The 24,575-nt window shown below is 46.9% G+C and carries 18 protein-coding genes; 12 read left to right on the top strand and 6 right to left on the bottom strand.

Annotated elements, in window-relative coordinates; all coding sequences use genetic code 11:
* The first annotated feature begins 18 nt into the window (after positions 1 to 18).
* From FXO21_RS26790 to FXO21_RS26780, 3 genes are read left to right on the top strand one after another with little or no spacing between them, the layout of a single operon-like run.
* A complete protein-coding gene (locus FXO21_RS26790) occupies positions 19 to 1,416 on the top strand; it encodes a neutral/alkaline non-lysosomal ceramidase N-terminal domain-containing protein (RefSeq protein ID WP_149642970.1) in 1,398 nt (465 codons plus the stop codon).
* Positions 1,406 to 2,977, top strand: a complete 1,572-nt coding sequence (locus tag FXO21_RS26785) for an SLC5 family protein (RefSeq protein ID WP_192579337.1) — start codon at positions 1,406 to 1,408, stop codon at positions 2,975 to 2,977. Before FXO21_RS26790 ends, FXO21_RS26785 begins: the two co-directional genes overlap by 11 nt.
* A gap of 41 nt (positions 2,978 to 3,018) precedes the next feature.
* Positions 3,019 to 3,903 (top strand): SMP-30/gluconolactonase/LRE family protein, encoded by an 885-nt coding sequence (locus tag FXO21_RS26780; protein WP_149642969.1) that lies wholly within the window; start codon positions 3,019 to 3,021, stop codon positions 3,901 to 3,903.
* Between the two features lie 139 nt (positions 3,904 to 4,042).
* Here FXO21_RS26780 and FXO21_RS26775 read toward each other — a convergent pair whose 3' ends face one another.
* Positions 4,043 to 8,161, bottom strand: a complete 4,119-nt coding sequence (locus FXO21_RS26775) for a hybrid sensor histidine kinase/response regulator transcription factor (protein ID WP_149642968.1) — start codon at positions 8,159 to 8,161, stop codon at positions 4,043 to 4,045.
* A 149-nt stretch (positions 8,162 to 8,310) separates the two neighbouring features.
* On the opposite strand from FXO21_RS26775, the gene FXO21_RS26770 reads away from it, so the two are divergent.
* From FXO21_RS26770 to FXO21_RS26760, 3 genes are all read left to right on the top strand, one after another.
* Positions 8,311 to 12,018, top strand: a complete 3,708-nt coding sequence (locus FXO21_RS26770; protein ID WP_149642967.1) for a T9SS type A sorting domain-containing protein — start codon at positions 8,311 to 8,313, stop codon at positions 12,016 to 12,018.
* A 298-nt stretch (positions 12,019 to 12,316) separates the two neighbouring features.
* On the top strand, positions 12,317 to 13,132 hold the full coding sequence (locus FXO21_RS26765) for a GLPGLI family protein (protein WP_149642966.1): 816 nt from the start codon (positions 12,317 to 12,319) through the stop codon (positions 13,130 to 13,132).
* Positions 13,129 to 15,762, top strand: a complete 2,634-nt coding sequence (locus FXO21_RS26760; RefSeq protein WP_149642965.1) for a carboxypeptidase-like regulatory domain-containing protein — start codon at positions 13,129 to 13,131, stop codon at positions 15,760 to 15,762. The genes FXO21_RS26765 and FXO21_RS26760 overlap by 4 nt, the downstream gene beginning before the upstream one ends.
* Positions 15,763 to 15,765: 3 nt before the next feature.
* Here FXO21_RS26760 and FXO21_RS26755 read toward each other — a convergent pair whose 3' ends face one another.
* Positions 15,766 to 16,530, bottom strand: coding sequence for a helix-turn-helix transcriptional regulator (locus FXO21_RS26755; protein WP_149642964.1), 765 nt, complete (start codon positions 16,528 to 16,530; stop codon positions 15,766 to 15,768).
* 24 nt (positions 16,531 to 16,554) lie between these two features.
* On the bottom strand, positions 16,555 to 17,448 hold the full coding sequence (locus tag FXO21_RS26750; RefSeq protein WP_149642963.1) for a haloalkane dehalogenase: 894 nt from the start codon (positions 17,446 to 17,448) through the stop codon (positions 16,555 to 16,557).
* A 320-nt stretch (positions 17,449 to 17,768) separates the two neighbouring features.
* On the opposite strand from FXO21_RS26750, the gene FXO21_RS26745 reads away from it, so the two are divergent.
* The 4 genes from FXO21_RS26745 to FXO21_RS26730 all read left to right on the top strand — a co-directional run bounded on the left by FXO21_RS26745 (position 17,769) and on the right by FXO21_RS26730 (position 19,949).
* Entirely contained in the window at positions 17,769 to 18,392 is a 624-nt protein-coding gene (locus FXO21_RS26745; protein ID WP_149642962.1) for an FEKKY domain-containing protein, read from the top strand.
* Between the two features lie 215 nt (positions 18,393 to 18,607).
* Positions 18,608 to 19,042 (top strand): VOC family protein, encoded by a 435-nt coding sequence (locus FXO21_RS26740; RefSeq protein ID WP_149642961.1) that lies wholly within the window; start codon positions 18,608 to 18,610, stop codon positions 19,040 to 19,042.
* Positions 19,043 to 19,153: 111 nt separating this feature from the next.
* Positions 19,154 to 19,438, top strand: coding sequence for a type II toxin-antitoxin system TacA family antitoxin (locus FXO21_RS26735; protein WP_149642960.1), 285 nt, complete (start codon positions 19,154 to 19,156; stop codon positions 19,436 to 19,438).
* A complete protein-coding gene (locus tag FXO21_RS26730; protein ID WP_149642959.1) occupies positions 19,428 to 19,949 on the top strand; it encodes a GNAT family N-acetyltransferase in 522 nt (173 codons plus the stop codon). Before FXO21_RS26735 ends, FXO21_RS26730 begins: the two co-directional genes overlap by 11 nt.
* Before the next feature lie 220 nt (positions 19,950 to 20,169).
* Here FXO21_RS26730 and FXO21_RS26725 read toward each other — a convergent pair whose 3' ends face one another.
* The 3 genes from FXO21_RS26725 to FXO21_RS26715 form a co-directional block, all read right to left on the bottom strand.
* Positions 20,170 to 21,525 (bottom strand): hypothetical protein, encoded by a 1,356-nt coding sequence (locus FXO21_RS26725; protein WP_149642958.1) that lies wholly within the window; start codon positions 21,523 to 21,525, stop codon positions 20,170 to 20,172.
* Between the two features lie 85 nt (positions 21,526 to 21,610).
* Complete coding sequence (locus tag FXO21_RS26720) at positions 21,611 to 22,033, bottom strand: helix-turn-helix domain-containing protein (RefSeq protein ID WP_149642957.1); 423 nt, start codon at positions 22,031 to 22,033, stop codon at positions 21,611 to 21,613.
* Between the two features lie 369 nt (positions 22,034 to 22,402).
* Positions 22,403 to 22,780, bottom strand: coding sequence for a RidA family protein (locus FXO21_RS26715; RefSeq protein ID WP_149642956.1), 378 nt, complete (start codon positions 22,778 to 22,780; stop codon positions 22,403 to 22,405).
* Between the two features lie 150 nt (positions 22,781 to 22,930).
* On the opposite strand from FXO21_RS26715, the gene FXO21_RS26710 reads away from it, so the two are divergent.
* Positions 22,931 to 23,833, top strand: coding sequence for a helix-turn-helix domain-containing protein (locus FXO21_RS26710; RefSeq protein ID WP_149642955.1), 903 nt, complete (start codon positions 22,931 to 22,933; stop codon positions 23,831 to 23,833).
* Between the two features lie 100 nt (positions 23,834 to 23,933).
* A complete protein-coding gene (locus tag FXO21_RS26705; protein WP_149642954.1) occupies positions 23,934 to 24,341 on the top strand; it encodes a VOC family protein in 408 nt (135 codons plus the stop codon).
* Positions 24,342 to 24,575: the final 234 nt, after the last annotated feature.

Below are 24,575 nucleotides of genomic sequence, written 5' to 3'. Positions count from 1 at the left end.
TTTAAAATCTTATTTTGAATGGACCCACAGCCTTACCCATCGTTTAGAAATGCCTCTTTTTCAGGGATATTCGGTGTAGCCCAAAAAGATATCACGCCGCCAGCAGGCATCTACTCCCGCAACTGGGGCGCATCGGAATTTGATATTGCAGAAGGAATCCACCGGCCGCTCATGCTCACCAGCCTGACCATTCAAGCCACCCAAAAAGAAAAACCGGTCCTAATTGTGGCGGCTGACCTGGGCTGGTGGAAAAATGCGGAAGATGAACGATATGTGCGCGGGGAAATCCTGAAAGCATTGGCACTGGAGGCTGAGCGGCTGATGTTCTGTTTGTCGCACACCCACGCAGGTCCCGGCTTGTGTACAGATGATGCCGCTAAGGAAGGTGGGGCATTGATCGCCCCTTATCTTCAAACAGTTATCAGTCAAACTGTCCTCGCCATTAATGAAGCACTTTCTTCTGCAAAAAGCGGGGTCCTGACCTGGGAATATGGCACATGTAATCTGGCCAGCAACCGGGATTTACCACAGCCTGAGCAAAACCGCTTTCTGGTTGGGTTTAATGCGGAAAAAATCGCAGACGACACGTTGCTGGTGGGGCGGGTAACCGACGATCAGGGAAAAATTCTGGCGACACTTACCAACTACGCCTGCCACCCTACCACGCTGGCGTGGGACAACCGCCTCATTTCGCCCGACTTTATAGGTGCCATGCGCGAGCTGGTCGAAACCGAAACGCAGGCACCAAGCCTTTTCCTGCAAGGTGCTTCGGGCGACCTTTCTCCGGCCGAGCAGTATTCGGGCGACGGCAAGCTCGCCGACCGTTACGGAAGGCAGCTGGGTTATGCGGTACTGGCTACGCTGGAAAGTATGCTGAGCCCGAAATCCGTACTTACTTACCAGCGTGCAGTAGAGTCCGGCGCACCGCTTGCTGTCTGGCGGGAAGAAGTTGGGGGTGTTTCAAATGTGTTCAAGATCAATATGATAGAAATTGAATACCCGCTTAAACCAATGCCGTCTCTGGCAGAACTTGAAGCAGAATGGGCGAAGTGTGACGACCGGGTTTTAAAGGAGCGACTCTGGCGAAAACGCTGCATCCGCAAAGTGGTCGGCGACGGAAATACGGCTGTTATGCCTGTGTGGATATGGCAGCTGGGCGATAGTTTGCTGGTAGGGCAGTGCAACGAGGCATATTCCCAGTTTCAAATGGATGTGCGCGCTGCATTCCCGTCGCACGCGGTGGCAGTGATGAATGTGGTCAATGGCAGCATCGGTTACCTGCCGCCCGCCGCATTTTACGCGGAAGATATGTACGCTGTGTGGCAAACGCCCTTCGACAAAGGTTCCTCCGAAATGCTCACCGAGCGGGTTTTATCACAGGCCCGACTCATGATTTCTGAAAATAATGAACATTAACCTCACCGCGCTCGACGCGACGATATTTGGCATTTATATTCTCAGTGTAATAGGACTAGGCATTTACGCCTCCCGAGAAGGCGAGCAAACCAAGCGCGACTATTTCCTGGCAGGCGACAAACTGCCCTGGTGGATGATCGGCGGAAGCATTATCGCGTCGAATATCAGCAGCCACCACCTGGTAGGCGCAATGGGTATGGCATACAGCCGCGGGTTTATAGCAGTGGCAATGGAGTGGGGTGCTATTTTTATGGGTTTCAATGCATTGCTTTGGATTTTCCTCCCTTTTTACATCCGCAACGGGTTTTACACCGTACCGGAATTTTTAAACAAGAGGTTCGGGGGAGCTGCCAGAACAACTTACGCGGTGCTCATTTTGCTTACTTATATTTTGGTGGAAATCAGCGCCGTGCTTTACCTGGGCGCACTGTCACTGCACTCATTATTGAACATTCCGGTGGTGACGAGCGTAGTTGTACTGGCTGTACTGACGGGCGTTTACACCATTGTCGGGGGACTGCGCGCGGTGATCTGGACTGAAATGCTGCAACTTGGCGTGCTGGTACTGGGCGGGATTATACTCACCGTCGCCACCGTGGATGCGGCGGGCGGGGTGGATGCAGTCATCGCAACTTCCGAAGATTGGGAGCTCATTCTCCCGGCTAATGATCCCGATTTTCCCTGGACCATGTATCTCGGCGGCTCGCTTTGTATCAGCGTGTTTTACTGTGCTACCAACCAGTTTATCGTGCAACGCGTATTGGCTGCGAAAAACGAGTGGCACGCGCGCATGGGCGTTATTTTTGCTGATTATCTCAAATTCCTGATCCCGCTCATTATTACGGTTCCTGCATTAGTTGCACCCAAACTGTTCCCGAACCTGGAAAAACCCGATCTTCTTTTTCCTACACTGGTGCAGAATCTGCTTCCGTCCGGATTGGTCGGGCTGGTGATGGCGGGGCTGATCGCAGCAGTGATGTCGCATCTTTCCGGGGCTATCAATTCGTGCACTACGATTCTGACAATGGATATTTATCTTCCCTATTTCAGTAAACAAGCCTCTGAGAAGCAGGCTGTGAAATTTGGAAGGATCTCCGGCGCCATCATTATCATGATCGGGATTCTTTGTACCGGATTGTTCCTTGCACATTCTGATAAACCCGTTTTCCTCTATCTGCTGAATGCATACGGCCTTTTCACACCCGGCATTGCAGCCATGTTCCTGCTGGGTATTTTGTGGAAAAGAACCACCCACGCCGGCGCGCTGACTGCCGGTATCATGACCATTCCTTTGTCCCTCATTATTGAATTTGTTTTTCCTCAAATGCCTTTTCTGAACCGCACGGGAATCGTTTTCTGGACTTGCATGGCAGCCTGCATTTTAGTGAGTCTGGTTACCACGCCCAAGCCGGAGGCGGAGCTGGAAGGGTTGATCTGGAACAGGGCAAGTTTAACCCTGCCCAAAGCTGACCGGGAACAGCAGCGGGGAATACGCAATCCATTTTACTGGTGGGCGCTCATTACCGCGATCGTTCTGTTTTTTTATATCAAATATGCTTGATTATCAGGTAGTAATGTGGTGTCTTGCTAAATTTTATTCTCATGGTCAAACTGCCGGAAATTGTGCTGGACCATCTTTGTGAGCTGGGGGAAGGGCCGGTTTGGGATGAGGTCAGGCAATGCATTTTGTGGGTCGATATCACGCGGGGAGCGATTCATCAGTTTTTTACAAAAGACAAAAAACACCATGTTTTCAATGCTGGTCAAATGGTCGGAGCAATCGCGCCTGCATCAGATGGGAGGCTCATTGCTGCGTTGCAGCATGGATTTTACATGGTTGATCTCGAAAAAGACAGTATGTATGCGATCAATGATCCGGAAGCCTCTCTTCCCGGCAACCGGTTCAATGATGGAAAATGTGACCCCGCGGGACGATTTTGGGCGGGAACAATGTCGGTATCAGGTCAGTTAAAAGCAGGTAAACTGTATTTGCTGAATAAGGATCGCTCGGTTTCAATTAAAATAGATAACGTAACCTGCTCGAACGGCATGGCGTGGAGCCCTGATTGCAGGACGTTTTACTATATCGACACAGGCCTTAGGGAAGTGGTCGCCTACGATTACAACAACGCAAACGCCGACATTGCAAACAGGCGCAGCATCATACAGATACCGCCCGAAGAAGGCTATCCCGACGGAATGACCATCGACAGCGACGGTAAGTTATGGATTGCAATGTGGGGAGGTTGGAAGGTGAAAAGGTATGATCCTCTTAACGGCCGGTTGCTGGATGAAATCCGATTGCCCGTTTCGCTGGTTACCTCCTGTACTTTCGGCGGCGAAAACTTGGAGGATATTTACATTACCACCGCCGGTAACGGGCTTTCAGAATCAGAGCGCCATTTACAACCACTCGCAGGCTCCCTTTTTGTAGTCAGGCAAAGCGGCTACCGGGGGATCCGGCATGAACGGATGAGCATGAATTAAATGATTGTATCATATCAACCGGATTTATGCCCCTTTACTCCAAAACTGTTTTTGGAGACTTGGTGTAAAGGATCATGCAGGCAGCATTCGTTTATTTATGGAATATGAGGGCGCGCTGCACGAAGTAACTTTTGTCCGTTCAGACTTTCGCTGCGAAATCGCGGGGTGACATTTGGAAGAGGTCGCGGAAGCATTTGGCGAAATAGGAGAGGTTATCGAAACCGACCAGATAAGCCGCCTCGGATACGCCGGTACCGTTAGCCAGGTATTCTGCCGCTTTTTTCAAACGGTAATTACGGATCAGCTCCACTGGCGAAAGGTCCGTTAATGCTTTCAGTTTCCGGTTCAGACTGCTGTTACTCATGCCAATTTCCAGGGTCAGTTCGTTCACGCCGAATTGCGTGTTATCAAGTTGCGCGTCGAGAATGTTGTACAACCGTGTAAGGAACGGATCGGTAACTTCGCTGGCACTGCTTTGCTCAACTTTTTCCTGGGTAGTAAACTGCTTTTGAAGCATTTCCCGGAATCGTCGCTGCCTTTCCAGCATATTTCCCACCCTGATTTCCAGCTCGGGCATGTGGAACGGTTTCGTCACATAATCATCTGCGCCGCCGGCCAGGCCTTCCATTTTACTTGCTACCGCATTTTTTGCAGTCAGCAGGATCACCGGGATGTGGCTTGTCAGCAGGTCCGATTTGATTTTCCGGCAGAGGGTGTTACCGTCCATCACGGGCATCATGACATCGCTGATTACCAGATCGGGCATCATATCCTGCATTAAAGTCAGCGCTTCCTTGCCATTCCCGGCCCGGTAACACTGGTAGTTTTTGGATAGACTTTTTGCCACAAAATCGCCCAATTCAAGATGGTCTTCGACAAGCAGGATCTTGATTTCTGAATGCCGGTTTTCAGTTGCTTGTTCACTCAGATATTCGTGCGGAAGTGTGGGTTGTGACACTGAATTCCCGCTCGCCAGTGGAGCTGTGCGATAGGGTAACTCTATCACGAAATTTGCGCCGGAATTTTCTTCCCCGCTCTCTACGCGCACATTTCCACCCTGAATTTCGACCAACTCTTTCACGATCGCCAGCCCGATTCCCGTGCCTTCACGATAACCTGTTTCTGAATCAACCTGATAAAAACGTTCGAAGACATGTTCCAGCTTTTCCGGTGGAATGCCGGTTCCGGTATCGCTGACGCTGATCATAACGCCATCTGAATATCCCGTAAGCTGCACGGAGACCTGTCCATTTTCCGGAGTGAATTTCAATGCATTGGAGAGCAGATTGTTCAAGATCCTTTCGAGTTTTTCATGATCGAACCAATACGCATTTGCCGTTTCGGTTGCAGTGAATGTCAGCCGGATCTTTTTTGCTTCTGCCGTAACCTGAAATGCACCAACCAATTGCGCTACAAAATCTTGGAGATTACTCTGCGCCTCGGTCACTTTCATGGTACCCGATTCCAGCTTCGAGAGATCCAAGAGCTGGTTCACCAGTCCCAGCAGCTGGTGCGCATTCCGGTCGATCAGGCCAAGGCGGGTCATGTCTTCGGCGGGGCGTTTTTCTTCCAGCATTTGTTCTGCGGGCGCTAGTATGAGGGTTAGCGGCGTGCGGAATTCGTGGGTAATGTTTGAGAAAAAGCGTGTCTTCATCTCATCGAGTTGACGCAGCTGCTGCGATTCTTTATCGATGAGTTCCAATTCTTTTTGGTTCAAAATAAACGATTGACGCAGTTTCAGTCGGTTTATATACATTTTCAACAACCCGTAAATCAATGCAGAAGCGATCAATGCATACAGTAAATACGCCCACCAGCTTTGCCACCAGGGCGGGCTGATCAGGATTTCCAGTGTCCGTATATCATCGCTCCACACGCCCTCGGTATTGGATGCATTCAGGTGTAATAAGTAGGTGCCAGGCCGGAGGTCGGTGTATTTTGTGACCGGGTTTTCCGTCTCGATCCAGTCATTTTCCAAACCTTCCAACCGGTACCGGTACTTCATTTTGTCACTGCGGTTAAACTGCATGGCCGCAAATTCGACCGTCACGAAATTTTTCCAATAGTCTAATTCCAATGATTGCAGCGCGGTCACCGGGTTCATGAACTTATCCGTTTCGAGCTTCTCATTATTAATCGAAATCGCTGTAATCAGGGTTTTTGGGCGGAATTCATCGACATTGGATCTGGCAGGATCGAAGCTCGTAATGCCTTCAATTCCGCCGAGAAAGATACGTCCGTCGGGAAGTCGTAATGAATGAAAACGGTTAAATTCATCGGCTAGCAGCCCGTCTTCCCGCGTGTAAACGCGGACTTTGAGTGTCTTTTTGTTTACCTGCGCCAGTCCCTGATTGGTTGCCGCCCAAATATTCCCTAACCTATCAGGAATGGCCGTATATACTACATCGTTGGGCAAACCGTCCTCACTGGTGATCCGCCTGACAAGGCCCGTACGTTTGTCAAACCGGCATAAGCCGCCGCCAAATGTACCGATCCATAACAATTCAGGATCATCGGGATCTGCAAACAGGCAGTAGATATTGTCATTGCTCAGCGTGTTCGCTTTGTTTTTATCATAGCGAAATTGTTGGATTTTGCCGATTGTCCGGTCCACCCGGTAGAGACCTTTTCCACTTGTGGCGATCCATAATGCCTGTTCATCGACTACGAGCTGCATAATGCCCGACTCAATGGCCGGCCGGACGGGATATTTGAAACGCTGCCAGTCTCCATGCTCATAAAAAAACACCAGTGAATCATATACAGCCCAGATACGTCCCCCCGGGTCGGTAGCGAGGCTGATCGCCTTTTCCGAGCGCTCGCTATATTTAATGGTAAGCGGGAAAGGGACGATTTCGATTTCTTGGCTCTTTAAATCGAATTTGTAAAGTGGGGTCGTGCCGCTGCTGAACCAGAGATTTTGGTCTTTGTCGAAGGTATGCCGGAAGTTGTAAACGAAAAGATTAAAGGGAATTTTTGCTATCTGGTTTTCCGGCGCATTCAGACACACGGACAGGAGGTCGCGGACGAAAGAGTGTTGATATTGATTTACACCAAAAAAGGCAGCCCGCAGGTTAAATTTGCGTACACCCTGTCCATTTGTCCCGGCCCATAGCACATCCGATTGATCCACGTAAATAGCTTTATATTCCGAAAAGCCTTCCAGCTTCGGATACGCCTGCACGCCTTCTTGATCACTAAAACGCAGGATCGAGTTCATGCGAAAAAAGTAATCGTTACCCTGGCTGTCAGAAACGATCGAGTGGTCATATTCCGCTTTTTCGTCTGGCGCCAACGGAAAAAAATCAACCTTACCCGTTTCAATTCTTAGTGTCGCAGCACCATTCTTTGCGATGAGCAGCAAATCACCATTGTGACGCTCCTTTAAAGTATATGTCGATTTTTCAATGTCTTCAAAATCAGCGTCAGACGACGAATACCTGATCAGGTTTCCGGTTTTTCTATCAATGCTGAAAATCCCGTTTTTCGAAGCCAGCCATACACTTCCGTTTTTACGCTGAATAAGGTCGCGTACTTTGATCGTATTCAGCGAGTCGGTTTCATTTTCACGGTCGTGGTACCATCTTATCCGGCTCGTTTCTACATCAATGCAGGCGAATCCTGGCTTGTCAAATACCAGCCATAAACGGTTCTGGCTGTCTGTATAGAAGGCTTTAATAAAGCGGTTTCCAAAGGCTTTTTTAAAGAATGGCTTTTTAGAATAGTTGACGACTGTCTCTGAAATCGGGTCAAACAGGTCAATATCGCCCTGATCTGAAAGTACCCATATCTTCTTATCGTCCGCCAGTTTAATGCTTTCCAGGCCGAGCGAACTCAGGGAAGTCTGGTGGTCCGGCGAAGCGTCGCCCGGCGATCCGTCACGCGGCGAACCGTCGCCCGGCGAAGCGTCGCCCGGCGATCCGTCACGCGGCGAACCGTCGCCCGGCGAACCGTCGCCCGGCGAACCGTCGCCCGGCGAACCGTTTCCTGCGCGGAATATTTTGATATGCTGGCCGTCGTACCGGCAAAGGCCGTTTCGGGTGGCGATCCAGATCAGCCCGCGGGAGTCCTGGACAATCCCCGGGATAAAACCCTGCGGAAGGCCTTGCTCAGCAGAAATAATTTCAGGTTTGGGAAAGTTAACCGGTTGCCCGGGCAATGTGGAAATGGTTAGTGTGGAAACCAGAAAAGCAAGAACGTAAAGAGCTGTTTTCAACGGGATCGGCAACGAGGTCGGCTGAGTATTGGTATGATCCACAATTTAATATGAAAAAGTCAATGTTGCTAAGGTCGCTGACGAAATTTGAACAGCTTTTGACGAAAAAATAGCAATCCGTTTGGGGCATACGGGCGAATATTGTCGGGAATAAATGCGAACCATCGATCTCATACAAACCGACCTGAACCATGCGAACAAAATCTCTACCAACTTTTTTTTCAATCTTTAAATGCTTAGTACTGATCCTCGCACTCGGTTTCCTGGCATCCCGGCAGGCATCCGCGCAGCTTTACCGTAATAATTTCAATGACCAGAACCTGAATACACCGGAGACTATTTCGGATAAAATGGATGCATCCTGGTCCTCAACCGGCGGATCACTTTATTTCAGGGGCATTACTTCAGGAGGTTCGACGAATTACGGGGCAGCAATCCTCGGCCATAACCACACCTACATCCTTACGCTGAAAATGGATGAGCGCTACCAGGCGGAGATTACCAGCATTTCATTCAAAAAGCTTTCCGCCGACAATGGCAGTTTCCAGATCAAGATCAACGATGTGAATTATGGCGCGTCAATCCCAGCCAACAGTAGCCTGCTGAACGCTACCCGCACCCAAACGGTTTCTAACCTGCGAAATACCATCACGATCAAATTTGCCGTGACCAATACCGATACGCGTTATCAAAACTACTCGCATATCGATGATCTCGTCATAAACGGAACGGTGAGCTCGTACGACCCGGCAGCTGAGGCGACACCAAATGGTGATGGCGTGCTGTTTGTTAATAAAAATGTCTCGACGCCGGGTAACGGCGGCAGCTGGAATAACGCGTTGGGTCAGCTTCACTATGCTTTGGACGCAGCCAGGAATAAGCCAGAGGTAAAAGAAATCTGGGTTGCCAGCGGGGAATACCAGCCGGAGACGAATGGAGGTTATTTTGAAATGGTGAATGGGGTGAAGCTTTTCGGTGGATTTTATGGCGATGAAGAGTCGCGGCTGGACTACCGGAATATTGTGGAGTACCGCACGGTGCTGAAGGGACGCGGGAATACGGTGATTTTTAACAATAACATTGACAACACGGCGCGTCTGGAAGGATTTTACATTTCAGAAGGCAACGGTTTTTCCGACGGCAATACCAGTTTTGGAGGAGGAATGTACAATGTCAATTCTTCCCCGGTGATTACGAATTGTGTTTTTCTTAATAACAAAACCGATCCCAACAAGGAACTTGGAAAAGGCGGGGCGATTTATAACCTTAACTCCGGTCCGAACATTACACAATGTCTTTTTTATCTCAATGAGGCAAAAGGATCGAACTCCGGTGCGGGCGGTGCGATCTTCAATGAAAGTTCGTCACCGGTACTGACCAACTGCACCATTACCGAAAACACAGTAAATGGCAGCAATACAGCGGGTAGCGGTGGGGCGATCGGCAATACAGGAAGCGCTTCCCCGGTGATCAGAAATGCTATCATCTGGAACAATTATGATCCTGCGGCCACTAATGGTTTCAGTAGTATCAATAGTGTGGGCACCTCCGACGGAACGCCTGTCGTTTCCTATTCACTGATCCAGGGTGGATTTGCAGGCGGAACTAATATCATTGATGCTGATCCGCAGTTTGAAAATACATTTGACCGGAATTACACGCAAAGAAACACGAGCCCAGCCATTAATAAGGGCGATCCTGCGACCGATTTGAGTGACTTTCCCACCGGCTACGAGCTTGTTCAGACGGATATGTCAGCGCAGGAACGGTCACGAAACGGGCGGATTGATCTGGGTGTTTTCGAGGTGGTACCAGCCGTCAAATGGCGTGTGAATGCAGCAAGCACAGCGGAAAATCCTGATGGGCTGAGCTGGGAAGCGGCTTTCCCGACTTTGCAGGAGGCACTCAATGCCGCTTCTCCGGATGACGAGATCTGGGTGGCAAAAGGAGAATACCAGCCGGGAACAGGTGAGTCGTTTTCGCTGATTCACGGTGTTAAATTCTATGGCGGATTTAATGGGGATGAATCCTCGCCCGACGAACGGCCAATGCCTGTTCCGCGCGGAAATGTTCCTGGTGCGACGATCTTGAAAGGAAATGAAGCGCCTGTAATTTATAATTTTTTTAGCAATCTTGACACTGACGACATTCTCGATGGCTTTACGATCAAAGGGGGCAAGGCATCGAGTGGCGGGGGAATGTACCTGGACCATGTGGGGCTAACGATCAGCAATTGTGCTTTTCTTGAGAATGAGGCGCAAATCAACGGTGGCGGACTTTATGTGGAAGGAGGCTCAGTGCAGATCATCAACACGATTTTCAGCATGAACAAGGCATTGAATGGGAGCGGTGGCGGACTTTACCATGCCGAGTCCTATTCAGAGTCGCGGCTTATTAACTGCCTTTTTAACGGAAATACGGCCACGGAAGTTGGCGGCGGGATATCCAATGCGGCAGAAAATCTGTATGTAATGAACACAACGATCACTAAAAACACGGCACCGGCGGGCGGCGGACTGGCGTTGGTTGCGCCCGGGGGAATGAATATCTCAAATACAATAGTCTCCGGGAACAACACCGGTTTCTTTAAGCTGAATGCCGAATACTCCGTCGTGACCAGCATTATGCAGGGGCTGCCTGCCGATGAGAATCTTGGTGTCCTGGATGGCGGTACCGACCCGCAGTTTGTCAACCCGGAGGGCAACGATTTCAGGTTGAAATCCTGTTCACCTGCTATTAATCATGGATTTGCCGATACATCATTTCCTGCGGAAGACGATCTGGATGGGAATGCCCGGTTCTTCAATAAGAGCATAGACATGGGCGCCTACGAATTTCAGGCGCTGCCGTTACCTGCCGGACTGCCCTCGGATGATCAGTCTGTTTCCATGTTCGTATTTGCAGGTGTGACCGCATTTACAAAAGACTGCCAGACACTCGCGGTGCTGGAACCGACCAGTGAAGAACCTATCGTTGCCAATATTGCTGTGACTACCCACATAGCGGGCACACCTACTTTAACAGCAGCGCACAAGGTGTTTGTAAAACGGTACGTCGACATTACACCGGTGCAGGTATTTTCGGGTGAGTCGGCATTTAATGTGACTTTGTTTTTTACAAAACAGGAATTCGACGACTATAACGACGCTTACGGAAACGCCCATAATGCGAGCTTGCCGGCGAAGTTGAAAGTAGTGGCCTTTCATGGAACGAGTCCGACAGGGTTACCGGATAGCTACTCGGGGGAAATGGAAGTTATTGATGATGTGGAAGTTACCACTTTGGATAACGGGAATATTTACGCCGTTAAATTTGCTGCCACCGAATTTAGTGGATTTTTTATCTCCGGACAGTCGGAAGGTGCCCTGCCTGTAACGCTCACTTTATTTGAAGCAACCAGGCAGGAAAACAGTGCGTTTCTGACCTGGCAGACCAGCTCCGAAGTGAACAGCGCTGCTTTTGAGCTGCAACATAGCACCAATGGAAAGACCTGGAATTTAATAAGCCGGATCGCAGCCTCCGGAACCAGCGCATCGTCGACGGATTATTCCTACACGCATCTGAATCCCGAAAACGGCAGCAATTTTTATCGCCTCAGGATGCTGGACTTAGATGGAAGTTTCACATACAGCACAATCAGGGATTTGCGCTTTGATCACATTTTCAAACTGTCAGTTTACCCAAACCCTGCAGTAAACAACATCACGATCAAGGGAATATCACTTACCAATATTAAGGAAATCACACTTTACAGCCTGGACGGACACGTTGCGTACGTGTCCAAAAGTCCTGGTTCGGAAGTAATCGATGTTTCGGGATTCCCAGGTGGCGTTTACATGGCCGTGGTAACTCAAAAGGACGGATCAACACAATCCTGCAAGGTCTCAATCAGGCATTGACCGGTCCGAAAAGGCATATACTCAACGTTGTTTAAGCTGCAAATTACCGGCGGGAAACTGCTGGTAATTTTTGCTTGAGCAGGTTTACTTTTGGCATTGTATCCCGTTACTTTTTAGCTTCCGGCGACAGGAAATTGGATATATAATAGCCTTGGGCTTCAAGTTTATTTCATGGCCTTCTCGTACTAACTGAATCTGCTTTCTATTTTTTGCACGCTGATCCTCCGAAATACTTCCGACAATGAGGTACTATTAGTAAATTACAATATATTCATATTTAAAACATACATTAGGTGATATGATTCGATTCGCTTGTGTAGCAATGCTGATGTTGGCATGCCGCTTTACAATGGGCCAGGATAAGGCGTTCGCGCCTGTTTCCTACGATATCACCTGCATTTTCCAGCTGACATTTTTTCCCGATAGTACAAGCGCCGTTTCCAAAACGGAATCGTTTTTTTTATTTATCAAACAGGAGCAGTCGCTTTTCAAGAGTAAAAACAGGTATTTGCAGGATTCGGCAATCTCAGCAGCTGATGCTGCTGAAAATCGCCGAAATCTGATGTCATTTCTTCGGCAACATCCAACCGACTTCGATTTCAGCATTGTGAAACACGGCTGCAATGTGACCCATACAGTAGACCGAATCTATCATAATTACTTTTCATACACCGAAGTCCCGGGCCATTTGCAATGGGTTCTGACACAAGACACAGCGACAGTTTCGGGTTACCCCGCCCAACGGGCCACTACGGAATTTGGGGGTAGGATATGGGAGGCCTGGTTTACCGAGACCGTGCCGGTCAGTGAAGGTCCGTACAAGTTTTGCGGATTACCCGGCCTGATAGTTCGCCTCGCCGATTCAAAAAAGCAATACGAATTTGTTTTAGATGGTTTGAAGCAATCGCGGCGCGACGTTTATGATCAGACGCCCAAAACTGTCAAAACCGATAAGCGAACATTTTTTAAAAAGCAGCAGGAATATCGGGCGAACCCGATCGGCGTAGCGGAACAATCCGGCGTTGTTTTCACATCAGGCCGAAGCGAAATAGTCCAGCGAGTGCAGCAAAAGCAAAAGTCCAACAACAACCCAATTGAGTTTTTTACGAATTGAAGGTCGGATTAGCTAAGCAAATCATCTCAGCCCTGATTTTGCTCATTCAGATCGGCTGCTTCCATGCCTACGCCCAAACAACGATATCGGGCAAGGTGATGGATGAGCGCGGCAGGGCGATTCCGAACGCGAACATCGCTATCGTTAACAAAAGCAATACAATATCAGCCTTCACTTTCAGTGGGGATGACGGAAGTTTTACGCTGAAAGCAGCGCTATCGGTCGACTCGCTGACGATCAAGGCGACGCGGCTGGGATTCGAAGCCGGACTGTTTGCGCTCCCCAACAGAACACAGTCCACACAATTGGTTTTGAAGGAAAGCGCATTGAAACTGCAGGAACTTACGGTGAAGGCACCGCCCGTTATTTTGCGGAAAGATACGATCGATTACCAGGTCAGCGCATTCCAGGCAGAAGGTGACCGGACAATTGCGGACGTCATCAAACGCATGCCCGGTATTGAGGTAAAGCCAAACGGCCAGATCCTCTATCAGGGAAACCCAATAGAGAAATACTACATCAACGGCCTGGACCTGTTGGAAGGCAGATACAATCTTGCCAATGAAAACCTACCGGCCGACGCGGTAAGGAAAGTGCAGGTGATAGAGAATGATCAGCCGATCAAAATTTTGAAATCAAAAGTATTTTCGGAGAAAGCTTCACTGAACATTCAGCTGAAAAAAATTACGACAACGGGAAGCGCGAAAGCGGGTGTGGGGCTGAGTCCGGCGTTGTGGGATGTGAATATCACGCCCATGATATTCAATAAAAGTTTCCAGTTGATTGCGAGCGTGCAGAGCAACAATGTCGGGACGGACCTTTCGAGGCAACTGGATGCACTGACCAAATCGTCACCGATTCCAGCTCCCGTACTCAGCATTCAATCGTTGAATACTCCAAATATCAGCACCGACCGGTGGCTCGACAACAGATCGCACCTGGCCTCCTTAAATTTGATCAAAAAAACCAGGAGCCAAACCGAACTGAAACTTGGGCTTGGAATACGGGACGAGACGCAGGAACAAGCCGGAAGGAACTACACGAGGTTGCTAACTCCCGGCGGAGTTGTCGAAATTGATGAGCGGATCTCGAACCGATTTCATTCGAAGGCTTTGCATGCTAATTTGGTAGTCGAAAAAAATACAGAGCGAATTTTTCTGAAGAATAACGCTGGTGCACAGTTCGGACAACTGGACGGATCCGGCAGGCTGAGCAGGAATCTGCTCCCAACGGACCAGAATTTAACGACCGAACAAACTCAGCTCCAGAACAACCTTACGATGATCAAAAATGTGGGCAAGCAGCTATTGAATATCCATTCGCAAATGGCATACAATCGGCGGCCGGAGGCGCTGCTCGTCCGCCCGGGCGTTTTTTTCGAAATATTCAATGCCGGAAAAAGTTTCCAATCCATCTCTCAAAACGTATTTACTGCTGAATTTGATACCAGAAACTCCGTCAGCTTTACGCGGCAATTTTCAAAAGTGTCTGTCACGCCGGCAATCGGTTTGAACTTCCAAAATCATCTGTTCGAAAGTGCTATAAAGACTGCGGCCAACGATAGCACGCAGACTCACAGCAATGCATTCCAGAACGATTTGAAGTATGCACATTTGACTTCGTTTGCACAACTAGGCAGCTATTATGAGTCTAAAAAATGGCAGCTAGAACTGAACCTACCGTTGAGGATGCATGCATTCAGCTTAACGAATTTCATCGGAGATGATCGTCAAAAGCAATCACGACTGGCATTCGAGCCTTCGGTAACAACAAGGTACCAAGCCACAGATTACATTGATTTCACATCAGGTGCGAGCTATTCATATGACTTCGGAAACCCGCCACAGCTGTATAGTGGCTTCCTTTTGAGGTCGTACAGAAACTTACAAAAGACCAACGGAGCCATTCCGGTCAACCGGATCCTCATGGGGAGAATTGGGATTAATTATAAAAACCCGCTTTCGCTGGTCTTCTTTAATCTGGCCGGTTCGGTGCTGCGGATCAATAACAACCTGCAATACCGTACCGGTATCGATTCAACTGGTGCTTCCCAACTTACTTATGTTTTGAACAACAACATCCAGCTTTCAGAGAATTTTCACTTGGGCGTTGGGAAGTACTTTGGCGGCATCAAAACTTCATTCAAATTAAACAGCGACTTCGGATTTACGCGATCCGAACAGATTGTAACTGGTCGCGAAGTTCAGGTCCGCAACTGGAATTACCGGGTGGGTTTATCTGCATCAACATTATTTACCACTTATCTTGGTATCGAACTTGCGGGAACTGCCAATTTTTTTCAAAATGGCCTGGCAGAGCAGCGCAAAAAAACGTCGGGAATTTCACAATTGCAGTTAGGAATCGACATTTATCCGGATGATGCACATGCCTTGCGACTAGACACAGAGCAATATGTAACCCGGGGAGGAGTACGTCAAAACCAGTTTTACCTGAACCTGCGGTACCGTTACACTTTTGGAAAAAGGAAGATCGATCTTGAAATCAAAGGGACAAACCTCACGAACGCCAAAAACTACCTTTCAATCGTAAATACCGCGTTTACAATAGCGGAAAGCAGTTTTCAAGTGAGGCCACGACAGCTAACTTTCGGGGTAAGATTTCCTTTTTGACTTCTACCGCGAAAATCCGCTCAGAAGTTCTTTGGGGGTGAGGCCGGTGAATTTTTTGAAATCCCGGATAAAGTGTGACTGATCAAAAAAACCTGCATCCAGCGCCGGTTCGAGTAGTGTACCGGTTGCCTCTACCTGCGTGATCAGTGCTTGCATACGGACTATATCGGCAAACCGTTTTGGCGTGGTACCCACACTTTTTCTAAATCTCTTTTCGAATGCATCCAGACTGATATACAGGCTGTCGGACAAGTTCCTCACGTTAATCAGCCCGTTTGCAGCCTTTATTTTCTTGACCGAGTCGGCAATGAGAAGATCAGCCTTTTGGTAACTGATTCTTGCCATAAAGAACTGCTGCACGATGCCTACTTTTTGTTCAATAGATACAACATGCTGCAACTGCTCTTCTAATACGGCCAGTTCAGACGGTTTGAAGAAATTATCCAGACTAACATTTAATCCGAATAGTTCATGGACAGGCAAATTGAAAAAAGCCGCTGCGCCGCCCTCCCTGAATTGAACAAGAATATTAGCACTGTTTTTTCCATATTCAACGATGCTGTACGACTTTCTCAGACCCGATAAAGACCACATGGGAAGACGGATATCCCCGGAGTCCTCTTTAAATAGCACGTCCCCATTTAAACGGATTGCTGCAACCACACAAGTATCCGGCAACAACCGGTTTATTTGGGTGTCGCTGCTTTCAATTACCACAAATGCTTTCACATAAGGGCTTAAACAGGGAGCCGGTTCGAATGTTTGCATAGAATAAGGAGTGAATCTACCATTTTACCTGATTTTCCGCAACCACCAGGCAATCGCTGCGCCAATTTCAGTTGCAGAATCCTCTTGCAGATTATGATGCCCGTTTACAACAATGTGGTCCTGGTTGGGCCAGCGTTTGCATGCCTCTTTCTCTGCTTCGGCCAAAGTCCCGGGTGCCGCCTCGATAAATAGTTTGGGAATGTTTGTTTCGCTTAACCAGCTACTGTTATCATTTACGACACTGACGATATCGGCCGGTTCGCCACCCAGCGGCAACTGCCGTGCCCAGCTGAGCATGGCGCGCCTGCCTTCGCCAGGCTCGGTAAATGGACGCCGGTATTCTGCCATTTCTTCCGGCGACAAAGAGCGTAAAATCGTTTTGGGCAAATTGAACTCAATGAAAGAATTTCCGATAAGTACCATTTGCTCACCTTCTTGGGTGCGAAGTTTTTGAAAAGTTTCCCGCGCCACCCCGGGCACCTCATCCCACGAGCGTGGTTTTGTGATGGCTTCCATGTACACAATGCCCTTCACTGCACCGGGATGCTTTCTTGCCCAGTCGAAAGCGAGTACGGAGCCCCAGTCGTGTACCACGAAAACGATATTCTTTTGAATGCCCAGGCTGCTGAAAAGTTCGTCCAGGTATTTTTCATTATTTGCAAATGTATAGGCTGCTTTGTCTGTGAAATGGTCGGAGTCGCCCATACCCATCAGGTCGGGTGCGATACAGCGGCCTAACTCCGTGACGTGGGGTATAATATTCCGCCAGATGTAGCTGGACGCAGGGTTTCCGTGAAGAAAGATGATCGGATCGCCTTTACCTGCATCCACATAGGCCATTTTGAGCCCATTAATTAGTTGAAACTTTTTCGGCAGGGGAGAATCTGTTTCGTGTAGAAGTTGCTGTGATGCATTCATTGTGACTTTGTTCTTTGATTTGATAAATGTCTGTGGGCCCTCTTGTGAATTGACCAATGCCGGTGCTAACATCAGCAACCCGGCAACAGGCCAACTTATAAGCGATGGTTTCATACCTGTGATCTTTCATACAAAAGTCGGACTGAGCGATAGCAGTAAATTGTATAAAATCATTGATCAGGTTAAACGACTCCGGGGCGGACTGATTTCCGCTGCCTGTTCCGGATTTGTGTATGTTCCCCGTTGGCAGTGACCGGTAATCTTGTTGGACATTTAGTAGTAAGTTCTTATTTTGGAATGACTTTCAAAATTTCCTCCCGGTGAAAAAATTGCTGATTATAAATGTAGTCATCCTGGCAGTGCTGTTGATCGCTGTTGTGGCCCCAGATTATTACATCAACTACGAAGTGTATGTCAATTTAATGGACTCTCTGGCTAGTTTCGAGTGGCTTACTTTGTTGGGCATATTATCGGGAGGTGCGCTGCTTTCGGCTTTTTTTGCTGGTATAAAACCTAATAAGATTCCATATACGAGCCGTTTTCTGAAAATCAATATTGCCTTTAATACGGCATTTCTCCTTCTCATTTTGTATTACGCGGCGTTGGCGGTTCTTAGTGCCAAAAGAGAATACGAAGAATTGTTGTCTGAATATAAAATCAAGGCTGTATCTGACATCAAAAATGGGCTGATCGTGTACGAAACTTTCGGCTTTCCAATAGTATTGGATTCAGCAGACCGAGCGCAAATAGCTAAAATCGACAGCCTTAGGAGATCGTACGGTCTTGAAAGCCGGAATATCGGATGTATGATGACAGCCCCATTGTTAAGAGCTCAATCAGAATACGAAAAACTTACAGCGCCATATCTCGACCGAAGAAATGGCCCAGGTTGGAAACAGCGAATGGACACGCAAATTGCGAATATTAGAAAGGGGCAATTTTAGGAATACTTTCGGAAACATTATAAAGCCCCGGACGAGGCCGCCAAAGTATGTTTTCATGTATTATCAGGCGGATAATGTGGGCACAACAGCTCAATTTTGGCGGTATTCACCCGCTTAATTGTCGCATTTACACAGGTTTAAATACCGGACTAAATTTCATCTTTGTATTTCGGAGCATCCGATGTCCTTCAATTCAGAACCTAAAAAATTAAGTGATGAGAGCAATCAATCCCTGGATCAACTTCAATGGAAATGCTGAGGAAGCGTTCAATTTCTATAAATCAGTGTTTGGCGGAGATTTTACGAAGATCATTCGTTTCAAAGACCTGTCAAGCGATGAATTTCCGATACCGGAAAGCGAGGCGAATAAAATCATGACCATTGTTTTGCCAATAGGCAAGCATAATGTGTTAATAGCCAATGATGTTCCGGAATTTATGGGACGGGTAAATGAAAACGAAAACAGGTCCAAAATTTCAATCAGTGCAGAAAGTCGTGAAGAAGCAGACCAACTTTTCAACGGACTATCGGCAGGCGGAAATATCGAGGGGCCGATGGGCGACAGCCCCTGGGGGACCTACGCCGGAATGTTCAGGGACAAATATGGTATCGAATGGATCGTGGAATTTGACCCGGGTTATAACGGGTGAGTTTGATGCAGAAATCTTACTAGCTAAGGTTTCTGGTACGTGTATTTTACGTACATTTATAGCCATATTCAGGATATCGTCGGTTACGACGACACAACAGCACAACAACACATGGCAACTATAATCAATGACCGCATCGATGTTCGGATCAGCAAAGAACAAAAGGAGCTGATCAAGTATGCTTCCTCACTTCGGGGCTTCAAAAGCCTGTCAGAGTTCATTGTTTATTGCGTTAACACAGAGGCTAGTAAAATTATCATGGATAATGAGAAGATTCTGAAAACGATTGAAGACAAGAACATTTTTGTGAATGCTATTTTGAATCCACCGGCTCCCGGGGAAGGTCTTAAGAAAGCCCAGCTATCGGCCTTAAACCATAAAATAAATGGAATTTAGCATCAATGTACTTGACAATGGCCACAAAAAAGAAAACTTCAAATGTGAGAGAGAATCATTAGACGATTACATTAAAAAACAAGCAAAGCAAGATGTAAAGCGAGCGTTAGCAGTTTGTTACGTTTTGGAGGATAGTGAAAAAATAGTTAAAGGGTACTTTACTCTTTCGGCAGCCTCTATTCCTCGGGAAGATTTACCAGAAGTTATACTTGCTAAGTTGCCGAAAGGCTACGTAGACTTTCCCGCAACATTACTGGGAAGATTGGCGCTTGATATTACTGTGAAAGGCCAGGGACTTGGCTCTTCACTGCTGTATGTGGCATTAAAAAAAGCCTTAACACATTCTGAGGTTGTTGCTTCAATGGCAGTGATAGTCGATCCTTTGGATGACGCTGCAAAAAGTTTTTATAATAAACACGACTTTATCGACCTCCCGGGTAGTGGGCGAATGTTTCTACCGATGGCGACTATCAAGAAATTGATTGAGCAGGAGGATACTATTCGGGCTTGATGATACACCGAATTTATGCAAGTGGCGCTTGCAAAAATTTGATCGGGATTGGCTGTCAACTGTGTGCTCTGGGGGATTTGTAATTTTACGATCGAGACGATCGTGCGGATTGAGGAGGCGCTAGGGGTGGAGTTGATTGGGGTTAGGGTTGGGTACAAATTCTGAGTTCATTACTTAATATTATTATCCAACTCGAACTATTGATACATTTTATTGCCCTTTACGGCTTTGTATTTAATGCTTTTGAGAGTTTGAAAATTAAACTTGCAACAGGTTGAAGCCGCTTTCCACACCATTCTATTTCAATATTATCTTCGCTCTTCTCATACTCATCAATTACGTTATTTTTGGGTACATTATGAAAGCTGAATTGGAATTTATTCACCTCAATCAACAACAAATTCATATTTATGTAAATCTTAATATGCAGCCTCCTTTGCTTAATTAAGTCGGTAACAAAATTTGAGAGATACCCCTTAAAATAGTAAATGTTTCTAAACAAATCGTCCTGCTCATTTTCTATTACATCTTTTTTACGCTGTTTAGAAGCCCAATAATTAATTAAATTAAAAGCGGCTAACTTATAAAAAATATCTTTTTCGCTTCCTGGCGGTATTTTCATTACGCTAAATGCTTCGAGCAAATCTGGCTTTGAAATTTCTACTGCATTTGTTTCGGGGTCGTCTATTTGTTTTCGTAGGAGGATTAAATCTATGGGTGTATCCGAATTTAAATGATTTTGTAAAAACCTTATTTGTTTGTCGTATTTACTACGCAAGTTAATATTAAGAGATGACCAAAATTCAAACGCTGAAACTACTTGCGTGTTTTCAAATTTGCATCTGTGGTGCCTAGTATAGGTTGGCTTAATGTAAACTACAATCAGTTCGTTACACTGATTCGCTATTGCAATCGCCTCTCTATGAGCTCTCTCTTCACTGAAAGAGTATGCTATCCATAACTCTCTCTCCATGGAATATATAGGTGTATAGCTTATGTATCTTATGTCGATCTCGGGGTGACTTGGCAATTTTCGGTGACCAGAATTTAATATGTCATAAGTTCTCGCATGCGTACCTCCTATAAATTTCTCTTTGCACATATGAGCAATAAGGGTTCGAAACAATAAATCTGATAGAGGTTTTGATTTATTTTTCTCAATAGCTAAGAATTTTCCCTTCATGAAATTGGATACAATAATCTTGGATGGATCATTCTTGGAAGTAAATACAGTTATAAATTCAAATTTATCGGTATATATGATTTTAAATGTTTCATTCCATAGTCTGTTGTTCCAACCAATACCTTTTGAGACATTATTGTAATTCAGAGAAAATTCACTACAAAACCTTCCATTTTCTTGCATTTCAATACATAGAATTTCAGCCCGATATGTAATGAAGTTATACCATAACCTTTGCTTTTTGTGAAGCGCATGTTCTGAGAAGTCGATTAAATTGAATATCGAGTAGGGGTAAAGTTCTCGACACCATTTTGCATAATGGTCATTAGAGTGATTTCTGAGCCAGGTATCGAAATTGAGATTACTAAGGAATTGTTTCTTGTACCTTGTCATCTAGGAATTTGTTTCAATTGCTTGTGCACTTACTATGGATCACTATTGCGGCTGGTGCTGCTATACAGATTTTAGGCTCCAAACCCTACCTCCCCCCAATCAACCGCTCCAACCGCCCCATCATCTCATCCTTCTCCTTCAACATCCGCTCATACAAAGCAATCTTCTCCTCATGAAGCTGCATCAATTTATCAATTGGATGATAAACAGGGTTGTGATATACAGCATTTGCTGCCGAATTACCATTGAATGTATTTGAAATAATATTCACAGCCTTCTCCTCATCAAAATTTCGGATCGCCTCAGCCGGGATCTTAAGAATCGCCGCAACCTGTTCCAAAATCTCAGAGTCGATCTTTTCCTTTTGTTCGAGGGTGGAGATTCTCTGCTGATTCCAGTCTTCGCCGAGCTCAAATGCAAGCGCGTCTTGCTTGATACCGAGCATTTCGCGAAAACGTTTCAAATTGCGGCCTTCGTGGATCTTCGGGTTGGAGGTAGCATGTGTCATGCGGAAAGGGTGTTTGGTTAAAAAGGCAATTTATGGAAATCCGGCGGGAACTTCCCGGATATTTTACAGGCTCTGCGATGTAATTTACGGGGCGATGGAGCGCAGCAAGTAGTGCTTTGCAAAAAACGTAAATGCAAGATATTGTACCACACTTATCAACTCGACACACTCCGGCATTCAAATCAGTAGCAAGACTCACTCCACCTGGCCTATGGCCGCAAAGTTCAGAGGAAGGGGATTAAAGGGCGACCCGCGTAGGGCGACCCGCGTAGGGCGACCCGCGTAGGTAATAAGGAAAGGGCAACTTGCTGGGCTGGTTGCCCTTTCCTTTTATTGTTTGATTTTTCATCAAACTGGCTTGCTTTTCTTCTAGCTGGCTTTTAGCTCTAAACTCGCAATCGTAGTTAACTCGACCCTCGCTTGCTTTGGCAAACCTGCTACGGCTATACAGGTGCGGGTTGGATAGCGGTCGGTGAAATAGGCCTGGTACACTGCATTCAGTTCGTCGAAATACCTCATATCGGTCAGATATACCGTGACGCTGACAATGTGGCTGAAAGTCAGACTGTGCTCATGGAGTATCGTTTCGATATTCGTAAACACCTGCCTGACCTCGTCCTGGAAGGACGTAGTCACCAGCTGTCCACCGGCGGAGCCGATCTGACCGGAAATGAACAGGAACCCGTTGGATACCAAAGCTTTTGAAATCGGTACTGCCGGTGCGGCAGCATTTGCATTTGTACTCATGTGATAAATTGTTATTGATAGGTATGCATCTCAGCACTAAGATAGGCGCAATTAGGTTTGCATTTTCCTTTCGCTTCCCGATTGTGTACTATATTTGGAATTCCAGGAGCAGAAGCATCAAAGTGATCAGGATACCTGAATGTGATTCCGATGGATAAAGAGAAAATAGCAATTCCTTATTACACAGACATCAATGCCTTTCTGGAATCGATCCCGTCGACCGGGCGAACAACCAATCCGCTCTTCTATTGTTTAAGGCTGAGAAAACTGGAACACCCGGCAGAGATTTACAAGCCTCCTTTCAAAAGGTCATTTTATTTTTTTGCGCTCTTTGTCAATTCGGGCAACGCACAAATCAATTATGGCGACAAAACAATTATGAATCCGGAGTCGTACCTGGTTTTCCATTCTCCCGATTTGGTATATAGTTTTTCTCACGATGAAACATTGGAAGGATATGTAATCTATTTTAAAGCTGAGTGCTTTTCGTTTTTCAAGCCTGATTTTCATGAAGAATTTCCTTTCTTCAACCGGTTATACACCAACCTCTTCAAACTGGACCAGGCGACCTTTCAGGAGCTGGCGCCGCATTTCGAAGACGTACTTACGGCCTATGACCGATCCGGCGTTGAATCACATATGGAAGCCCGGGCAAGGCTACTTGCATTGCTTTATTACATGAAGGCATTTGTGGCAGAAAGAAGGAAAATAGCACGGTTTGCAACGCCCCAGCAATTGCTTTTGAATAAATACCTTCAATTAGTGAACAACCACTATATCGACAAAAGAACAGTAAAGGAATATGCCGACCTGCTCTCGGTGACCCCGAATCATCTTTCTCAATCTGTCAAGGCCGTTTCGGGCAAAAATGCGCTTTCTTATATAGCCGCCCGGTTGTTGACCGAAGCAAAATCATTGTTGCTGTACACCCATATCGATATCGCTGAAATAGCATACCAACTTGGCTTTTCGGACCCTGCCAATTTTGGCAATTTCTTTAAAAAGCACGAAGGAATGTCGCCTCTGGCTTTCAGGAAACGCGGGGAGAAATAGAATTCACCAGTATACCCAAGCTTTTAACCAGCCCGAACTCAGCAGGGGAGCTTTTCTTTGCAATGATATTTATTCAATAACCACTTAAAAGAAAAAACAAATGGCGACTAAAATTTTTGTCAATCTTCCGGTGAGTGACCTCAACAGGTCAAAAGCATTCTTCGAAGGCCTTGGTTTTACGTTTAATCCGCAATTCTCGGACGAAAATGCCGCCTGCATGGTGATCAGCGACGCTATTTATGCGATGATGTTGGTAGAACCGTATTTTGGGACTTTTACTAAAAAACCGATTTCCAATGCACACGAAAAAACCGAAGTGCTAATCGCGCTTGACGCCAGTTCCCGGGACGAAGTGCAGCAGATCATAGCGAAGGCGAAAGAATTGGGCGCTACTATTTACAATGAGCCGGCAGACCATGGCTGGATGTATCAGCACAGCTTTGCCGATCTGGACGGTCATCAGTGGGAGTTTGCTTACATGGACGAAAGCCAGTTCCCGACGTCGTAGTTGCTGCATAACTGCACGTTCAATCTCGCTAACACCGATCCTGATATACCCTTCATCAAATCGCCCTGCAAGCCAGTTACTTGCAGGGCGATTTGATTCCGTTCAACCATTTGCTACAAGGCGCTCGGATGGAGGCCCCGGGATTTGGGGTAGCGACGAGGTGACTAACTCGGGAGATATGTGGCACGTCACGGTTTCGCTTCCGGAACAGTGAGTAAATCTGTGTCGTAGCCG

Source organism: Dyadobacter sp. UC 10 (assembly GCF_008369915.1).
GTDB lineage: Bacteria > Bacteroidota > Bacteroidia > Cytophagales > Spirosomataceae > Dyadobacter.
The sequence above is the reverse complement of the archived record's forward strand: the minus strand, read 5'-3'. Positions and strand labels throughout refer to the sequence as shown.

Bases quoted from the DNA above. Each gene is read 5' to 3' on its own strand.
- FXO21_RS26790 (WP_149642970.1), top strand. From the start codon at position 19: ATGGACCCACAGCCTTACCCATCGTTTAGAAATGCCTCTTTTTCAGGG.
- FXO21_RS26785 (WP_192579337.1), top strand. From the start codon at position 1,406: ATGAACATTAACCTCACCGCGCTCGACGCGACGATATTTGGCATTTAT.
- FXO21_RS26780 (WP_149642969.1), top strand. From the start codon at position 3,019: ATGGTCAAACTGCCGGAAATTGTGCTGGACCATCTTTGTGAGCTGGGG.
- FXO21_RS26770 (WP_149642967.1), top strand. From the start codon at position 8,311: ATGCGAACAAAATCTCTACCAACTTTTTTTTCAATCTTTAAATGCTTA.
- FXO21_RS26765 (WP_149642966.1), top strand. From the start codon at position 12,317: ATGATTCGATTCGCTTGTGTAGCAATGCTGATGTTGGCATGCCGCTTT.
- FXO21_RS26755 (WP_149642964.1), bottom strand. From the start codon at position 16,530: ATGCAAACATTCGAACCGGCTCCCTGTTTAAGCCCTTATGTGAAAGCA.
- FXO21_RS26750 (WP_149642963.1), bottom strand. From the start codon at position 17,448: ATGAATGCATCACAGCAACTTCTACACGAAACAGATTCTCCCCTGCCG.
- FXO21_RS26740 (WP_149642961.1), top strand. From the start codon at position 18,608: ATGAGAGCAATCAATCCCTGGATCAACTTCAATGGAAATGCTGAGGAA.
- FXO21_RS26735 (WP_149642960.1), top strand. From the start codon at position 19,154: ATGGCAACTATAATCAATGACCGCATCGATGTTCGGATCAGCAAAGAA.
- FXO21_RS26730 (WP_149642959.1), top strand. From the start codon at position 19,428: ATGGAATTTAGCATCAATGTACTTGACAATGGCCACAAAAAAGAAAAC.
- FXO21_RS26725 (WP_149642958.1), bottom strand. From the start codon at position 21,525: ATGACAAGGTACAAGAAACAATTCCTTAGTAATCTCAATTTCGATACC.
- FXO21_RS26720 (WP_149642957.1), bottom strand. From the start codon at position 22,033: ATGACACATGCTACCTCCAACCCGAAGATCCACGAAGGCCGCAATTTG.
- FXO21_RS26715 (WP_149642956.1), bottom strand. From the start codon at position 22,780: ATGAGTACAAATGCAAATGCTGCCGCACCGGCAGTACCGATTTCAAAA.
- FXO21_RS26710 (WP_149642955.1), top strand. From the start codon at position 22,931: ATGGATAAAGAGAAAATAGCAATTCCTTATTACACAGACATCAATGCC.
- FXO21_RS26705 (WP_149642954.1), top strand. From the start codon at position 23,934: ATGGCGACTAAAATTTTTGTCAATCTTCCGGTGAGTGACCTCAACAGG.